This window comes from Palleronia sp., from assembly GCF_042089775.1.
In the GTDB taxonomy this organism is placed as follows: Bacteria; Pseudomonadota; Alphaproteobacteria; order Rhodobacterales; family Rhodobacteraceae; genus Palleronia.
This window is the reverse complement of sequence record NZ_JBELKF010000131.1, coordinates 1-6,642: the sequence shown is the minus strand read 5'-3', so window position 1 is coordinate 6,642 and position 6,642 is coordinate 1. Positions and strand designations below refer to the sequence as shown.

3 protein-coding genes and 1 pseudogene are annotated in these 6,642 nt (G+C 56.7%); 3 read left to right on the top strand and 1 reads right to left on the bottom strand.

Annotated features, from left to right (window positions below):
• Window positions 1–314: pseudogene (locus ACFDS3_RS18285) on the bottom strand (hypothetical protein); the annotation flags it as partial.
• A 722-nt stretch (window positions 315–1,036) separates the two neighbouring features.
• Here ACFDS3_RS18285 and ACFDS3_RS18280 point away from each other — a divergent pair.
• The 3 genes from ACFDS3_RS18280 (at window position 1,037) to ACFDS3_RS18270 (ending at window position 6,593) form a co-directional block, all read left to right on the top strand.
• A complete protein-coding gene (locus ACFDS3_RS18280) occupies window positions 1,037–1,981 on the top strand; it encodes an FkbM family methyltransferase (protein WP_375263784.1) in 945 nt (314 codons plus the stop codon).
• A gap of 44 nt (window positions 1,982–2,025) precedes the next feature.
• Window positions 2,026–4,644 carry a glycosyltransferase gene (locus ACFDS3_RS18275; protein WP_375263783.1) on the top strand — a complete coding sequence of 873 codons (2,619 nt, stop codon included), beginning with the start codon at window positions 2,026–2,028 and terminating at the stop codon, window positions 4,642–4,644.
• Window positions 4,645–4,826: 182 nt separating this feature from the next.
• On the top strand, window positions 4,827–6,593 hold the full coding sequence (locus tag ACFDS3_RS18270; RefSeq protein ID WP_375263782.1) for a glycosyltransferase family 2 protein: 1,767 nt from the start codon (window positions 4,827–4,829) through the stop codon (window positions 6,591–6,593).
• The last annotated feature ends 49 nt before the right edge of the window (window positions 6,594–6,642 follow it).

Below are 6,642 nucleotides of genomic sequence, written 5' to 3'. Positions count from 1 at the left end.
TCGGCCATCGCCCTCGCCGCTACCGTCATCTTCTGGTTATGAGTCCAGAGCCTAGTTGGCCTCCACGGGTCCTTGGGCCCCTCCCGGAGACGGCGCTGCAGATCTTTCTTCCGGCTGCGGGCTTTCAGGCTCTCGATTTCGGCGACGTGGTTCTCCAGCGCCATCTCGGCGACGCGTTCCCGCGCGAGCTCGACCCAGTTCTCCTCGCCGATGAACCTCTTGTTGTTTTCGCTTCGGGTGCAATCTACGTGCGCCAGATCTCCGCCGTTGCGCAGCCCATGTGCCTCGTAGCCGCGCAGGTCGCTCGGAACCATGCCGGACATTCGCATGACAATCGGGTACGTCTTCGGAGTGTACGAGCATCCATCTTCCGGTTTCCTGCATTGGGTTTGCGCAGGAGATCGGAGGCTGTTTGAGAGCACGGAAATTACGCCCGCAGGCGGCACCCGCAGACCTCATAGACCAAGCGAGAGCCATCCCAACCGATGACGCGCGTATGTGTCGCGATACCTGCGGCACACAGGCCAACAACGTGGGCCGCACACTCGTGAGCACCCCGGCCTCGTGCCTGGGCCAAGATCGCGGTGACGGCATCGTCACCTCAACATCCGCCGCATCGTCCAGTAACACCGCCTGAAGCCGTGGAAGTGACCTCAGCGTGAGCGGAGCGGGCAGCAACGCAGGCAAAGCCAGCCGTTTTGGGTGCAGCACCACAAGCTCGAGCGACCCCAAAACGTCCATCGACGTGCTCCAGTGGCCTCACACCGCGGACATTGCCGGGCTGCGTCGCAGTCGGTAAAGATTCGGGTCCGGCTGGATGACAGACAAGCCGGAATTGCCCCTGCTGAGGGGTTGAAGTTCGCCCAGTGCTACTGTTTGATACTCAGGTAGAAGTCGCCGCCCAACCGCACCCTCAGGTCCACTGCGGAAAAAGGCAAAGAACCCCACTATCATTAGCACTACATAACGCGAACCGAGGATTCTTAAGATAGAACAGAAGAATGACAATGTCCAGATGCTCAGCGTAGAGAAATTCTTGGCCTTCAACGCGGCGTACCGCTCGGCTTGGCGGGATTATTATGCAGAGCGAACGGCTGCAGAACTAAAGGCAGACCTCTTGAGGCTGATCGAAGGCATGGACGAGGAGTCAGCTGAGATTTGCGAGCGGCAGACGGAAATGATGCCGCATTTCTTCCCCGATCAAATCCTGAACGTCCTAAAAATTTCTTCCGAGGGAGCCGAGGCTATGCTGACTAAGCCTACCGCGCGCCGGCTACGCGAGGTTGGGGTAATTGGCACGAAAAGCGGGGACGCCTTGGATGCGGTAAAAAGCCGCCTCTCTCTTCCGGAGGCACCACTACCAGAGTTACTCTCCGATAGCGGACTGCGCTTCGCGACAACCGCGTTTCGCCAGGCCGTCCGCGGCCGTGAAGTGATCGACGGTGGCGCCTATATCGGCGACACCGCCCATATGTTCGTTCAAAACTACGCAGCGAGGCGGGTTCACGCGTTCGAACCGGAGCCCGGTAATTTCGCCCGCATGAGAAAGCTAGTCTCGGACTGGAACATGGAAGACCGCATACGGGCCGTCAATAAGGGCTTGGGCAGTAAGCCCGGCGAAATGCGGCTCTGGGGCACTGAACTCGGAGCCTCGACGATTCGAAAGAGCGGCTTTGAAGAAGCGAACGCTAGACTGATTCAGATCACTTCCATCGATTCCTATTGCGAGACGGAGGCTTTGGACATCGGGCTCATCAAGCTCGACGTTGAAGGGCTGGAGCACGATGTACTGCTCGGTGCGCGGTCCACGATCGAAAGGTGCCGCCCCGCCCTCGTCATCTCGATCTATCACACGGCGCAGGACTTCTTTGGCATTAAGCCAATGCTTGATTCTTGGGATCTCGGCTACAAGTTCGAGGTACGGAAGCTATCAGCAGACCTGTGCAAGGAACTCGTTCTTCTTTGCACTCCCGCCTCCTGATCATCCCACTGGGATGAATATGTCATCGTAAGCACGGACGCCTCATGTTTCATTATAAGTCCTACGGAGATCTTGCGCGTGATATTGCCGCCGGTCTTCAAAGAATACCGGTCGTCGATCTGGTTGTTGGCATCCCGAAATCTGGAATGATTCCCGCGACTATGCTCGCTTCCTTCCTGAACCGGAAGTTGATCGACCTGAATAGCTTCGAGTTCAGCTACGGGCTGCGTTCTGGCGTGAGGAAGTACGCCAAAGCAGAAAAACAAAGTCCGCTGCGGGTTCTTGTTGTTGACGATTCCGTAAATACGGGAACGGAATTGCGCCGTGTGCGCGAGCGGCTGTCATCGATGTTCGGGGAAGAATTCTCCTTCACGTTTCTTGCAGTCTATGGCCTAGAGGATACGCCTCCCTCGGGCCTCGCCGACGTGATCCTTTCCGTTGTGCCGCAACCGCGGGTGTTCCAGTGGAACTATCGCAACCACATCATCGGAGAGCATGCCCTCTTCGACATGGATGGCGTTCTTTGCCTTGACCCTTCCGACGAAGATAACGATGACGGGCCGCGATACGCCGCTTTCCTCAAAGCGGCCGAGCCTCTGGCGATTCCGCAAAAAAAACTCTCCGGCATCGTCACTTCTCGGCTCGAACGATGGCGCACCGAGACTGAGGCGTGGCTAGAGGCAAACGGGGTAAAATACGACGAGCTCATCATGCTCGACCTGCCTACGGCGGAAGAGCGTAGGCGCTTGAGGGCGCATGCCCCGTTCAAAGCGGAAGTGTATAGGGCACGCGACGAGATCCTTTTCCTGGAAAGCAACTGGAAGCAGGCTCAAAAGATCGCTGAGCTCGCGGACAAGCCAGTGATGTGCACCGAAAACGACATCTTGCTCTACGGCAAAGACCACCTCGAGACGCTTCGCGGCTCGGGGTTTTCTCTCGAGACTGAGAGCGAGGCCGCACAGATCAAGCGGTGGATGCAGCAAATCGTCAATCGTTTAGGCCAATTTGATCCGGAAGCAGAAACTTGGCTAAAGCAGCGTGGGTTCGATGCCGTAGCTCGTCCTGAGCGCCCGCCGAACAATTGGGTGAAGCAGCGTTCCATAATGCGGACGCTGCCACGGCCGGACATTCCTCACGGTCAAGTCCCAATGCCCCTTCGTAAGCTCCGGCTGGCACTGATCTCCACATCATTCAACGTCGAATTCGGCGCAGGTGCCGCGGCATCGAGCCAGAGGTTGGCTAAAGCTCTCGAGGCGCAAGGTCATACAGTAGAGCAGATCAGCGTCGACACCCAATCCGAAGATGATGGGCGCATGATTGACATGCCGGTCAACGGGACGAAGGGCGCCTACTGGCATTCTCTTCACGAACCGGAACGCTCCGCTGAACTGCATGCACGAGTCAACGCCTTCGCTCCTGACTGTCTGATCCTCGGTGCGATCGATCGGCGCGTCATGTCGGTTCTAGATATCGCGTTGCTGCCCTATCCCATCGTCTGGGTCGCACGTGACAACTGGATTCACACCGGCGGGTGCCTGTTCAAATTGCCCCCCGAGAGCATCGAGACCCGACCGGATGAGCTCGATCCGGAATACGAGTCGGTCCTAACCTGCGAGGGGTACAAGTCCGAATGCCGTAACTGCCCAATCATCAACGATCCGGGAGAAAAGGTTAAGGCAGAAATCCAGTATTCCCTGAAGGAGCAGGTTTATTCCTACCGCAAGGACATGGTCTTCGCTCCAATTTCCGGCTGGATGGCGGAAATGCTGCGCGATGCTCCATTGACTCGGAGGCATATGATCCGCACATGTACCAATCCGATTGATCTTGATCGCGTCCGCTCCCCAAAGGAGGACAAAGCAACTCTGCGCCGCCGTTTCGGCCTTCCAGAAACGGGAAAGGTCATTCTGCTGTCCGCCCACTCCTTAAGCAACCCTCGCAAAGGAACGCGCCTCGCACTCTCCGCATTGCGCAAGCATCGGAAGCTTTCGAAGGTCCACGTTGCGGTTATGGGTAAGAAGCAGGTCTCTGGCAGCGAGGGAGCTCAAATTTCTCATCTCGGCTTTGTATCGGATGAGGAGCAGAAGATGGCGCTGTTCGCCGCCGCAGACGTAGTTGCCATTCCTGCACTCCAGGAGAGCCTTTCAGTGGTTGCCTCCGAGGCTCTGTGTTCTGGGACACCGGTCGTCGCCTTTCAGACGTCTGGCCTCGCCTGCCTTCTCGAGCATCGAAAGACCGGCTATCTGGCTAGGCCTTTTGATGTTTCCGATTTTGCGCGTGGCTTGCTATGGACGTTGTTCGAAGCAGACCAGGATGCGCTGCGGCGAGATTGCCGTGCGGCAGCAGAGCTGCGGCTCGACGACCGGACAAACGTTGGTGCTCTTATAGAGGCGGCTGGTGTGGCGATTGAAGCCTATCCGAAGATCGGACCTTTACCCCCGGATATTGCAGCAATGGTTGAGATGCTCGGTCTCTTCAATCGACAGAATGCCTTCACTTTTGCGCAGCAACGGCACCTGAGGAAAAATACCGGCGGGCAGGAAAGCCCTAGAAATACGCCCAAGCTGGACGAAATGCGTGAGACAATAAAGAACCTTGAATCCAAACTGCGTTGGAACAGAAAGAAGCGCGCAGAGTACGAAGAAAGGTTCGGAAAAATCTGAGTTCTATCGAGCTAGCCGATTCCGTCGGCCCGCCCTGCGCAGGACGAAAAGTGGGCGCTGTGGGAAGATGGAACAGGTTGGGCAGCGCTTTGATGGCTTCGGTCAAGATGCCTTTTGCCACAGAAGATCGGGTTGCCCAATTCTACCGGAGAGGCAACACCCAGAAACGACGGGATCCAAGAATGGTTGAAGCTAATCAAGACCGGGCCGAAAAAACTGCCCCGAGTAGCCGTCCTGTTCGCAGTCTGCCAAAAATGCGGCGGGGGGTGAGGCTTCTTGCCATCGTGGTGTTGCTACCACTTTCTTTGCCGATCATGATCGGGAAGTATAGGGCGAGAGGCTATCCGATCAGTTCCATCCTCCTGAAGTCTCGGAAACACGGCGCAGGACCGTTACCCAATGCCCGTATCCCCGGGAGGAGCATAAGTGGTGAAACCTTTGCTCGTTTGGAAAGCTATCTCTGGTCGAGCAAGGCGGAAGATGCGCTTGCCATCCTCGAGAGAATCCGTGCCAGGCCGGACTTAAGCGGCGTCGACTATGCCAAAGCCTGTCGAGCGATCGCGGTAGGCTTGGAGGCACAGGGAATGTACGCGGAGGCAGTTGCTGAACTTGAAACCATCCCCGTCGATACGATAGGGAATTCTGAGGTGAAATCCGTTGCGCTGATGAAAAGTCAGCTTCACCTCAAGATGGGCAATCGGGATGAAGCCCGAAAACAGACACAAGTCGCAGATGTCGACTTTACATGCTCGAACAGTCGGCTTGTCATGTCCAACTGCGAGACGGAGGGCGCGGGGAAGCTTGACAGGATTAGCCCGATCTTCGTGAACCGCGATATTTCGCCTATCGCATTAGTTAGTCCTGATGACCACCCTACATTTTCCGGTCTCGCGGGAGCGGCAAAGCCGAGACAGTCCTCGGGCCACGGCAAAGTCTCGGTGATATTTCCGATTTTCAATGCTCTAGATACAATCAACGGGGCAATCAAGTCGATCCTTGATCAGACCTACGCCGATGTTGAGGTCATTCTTGTGGACGACGGCAGCACTGACGGGACACAAGAAAGGTTAGCCGAACTTGCGGATACCGACTCACGCATCGTTGTACTGAATGTAGCGTGTAATGGTGGCGCCTACAAAGCGCGCAATTTCGGCGCACGCCATGCAAGCGGCGAGTTCGTAACTGTCCATGATGCAGACGATTGGTCGCACCCCGAGAAGATTGAACGGCATCTCCGAGCTTTCGACCAGAATCCCGGGTTGATGGCAACCGGCAGCCACTGGGTTCGAGCTAGCGAAAGCCTTGAATTCACGTCGTGGAGCTTAGGACCGAATCTCGTCCGTCCGAGCTATCCGTCTTTCATGGTTCGATCGCGGGTTCTCAGTGAGCTTGGTTTCTGGGATCCCTTGCGGTTCTCGGCAGACTCGGAGTTTATCTACCGCGTCACTAACGCCTACGGGAAAAATCGCGTGGCCTGGATTGACCGAGACGTGCCTCTCGCCTTCAGCCTAGTGATGGACACGTCACTCACGAACCGGAAAGCCACACATGTCGGCTCGACCCGGCACGGGCTCCGGCGCTACTATCATGAGATCTTCAAGTATCAATGGCGGACCGGGAGTGCGATGCAACCATCCGCGCAAGAGGACCGACTTCGTCTGGTGCCGCCGGAGATGGTCGGCCGTAGTGCGAGCTTGAATCAGTATGATCTGAGCCTCGTCGGAGATTGTCGGTCACCAGCAGTCGTGGATCGCATGTTGGAAGTTCGGCGAACTGTAAACGGACTCGTTGCAGTTACTCATATGCCGGAGATTCGCGAGAATCTCGGGCACCCCAATAGATTCTGCGACGCATTCTTCCAACTCATCGATGACCCGAATGTAATCATCGCCCACGATCCGGATGAAATCGTCGCATCGCATAGAGCGCACTTGCTCTCGGGAGCTTAGGCTCTGGACTCATAACCAGAAGATGACGGTAGCGGCGAGGGCGATGGCC

Bases quoted from the DNA above. Each gene is read 5' to 3' on its own strand.
- ACFDS3_RS18275 (WP_375263783.1), top strand. From the start codon at position 2,026: ATGTTTCATTATAAGTCCTACGGAGATCTTGCGCGTGATATTGCCGCC.
- ACFDS3_RS18270 (WP_375263782.1), top strand. From the start codon at position 4,827: ATGGTTGAAGCTAATCAAGACCGGGCCGAAAAAACTGCCCCGAGTAGC.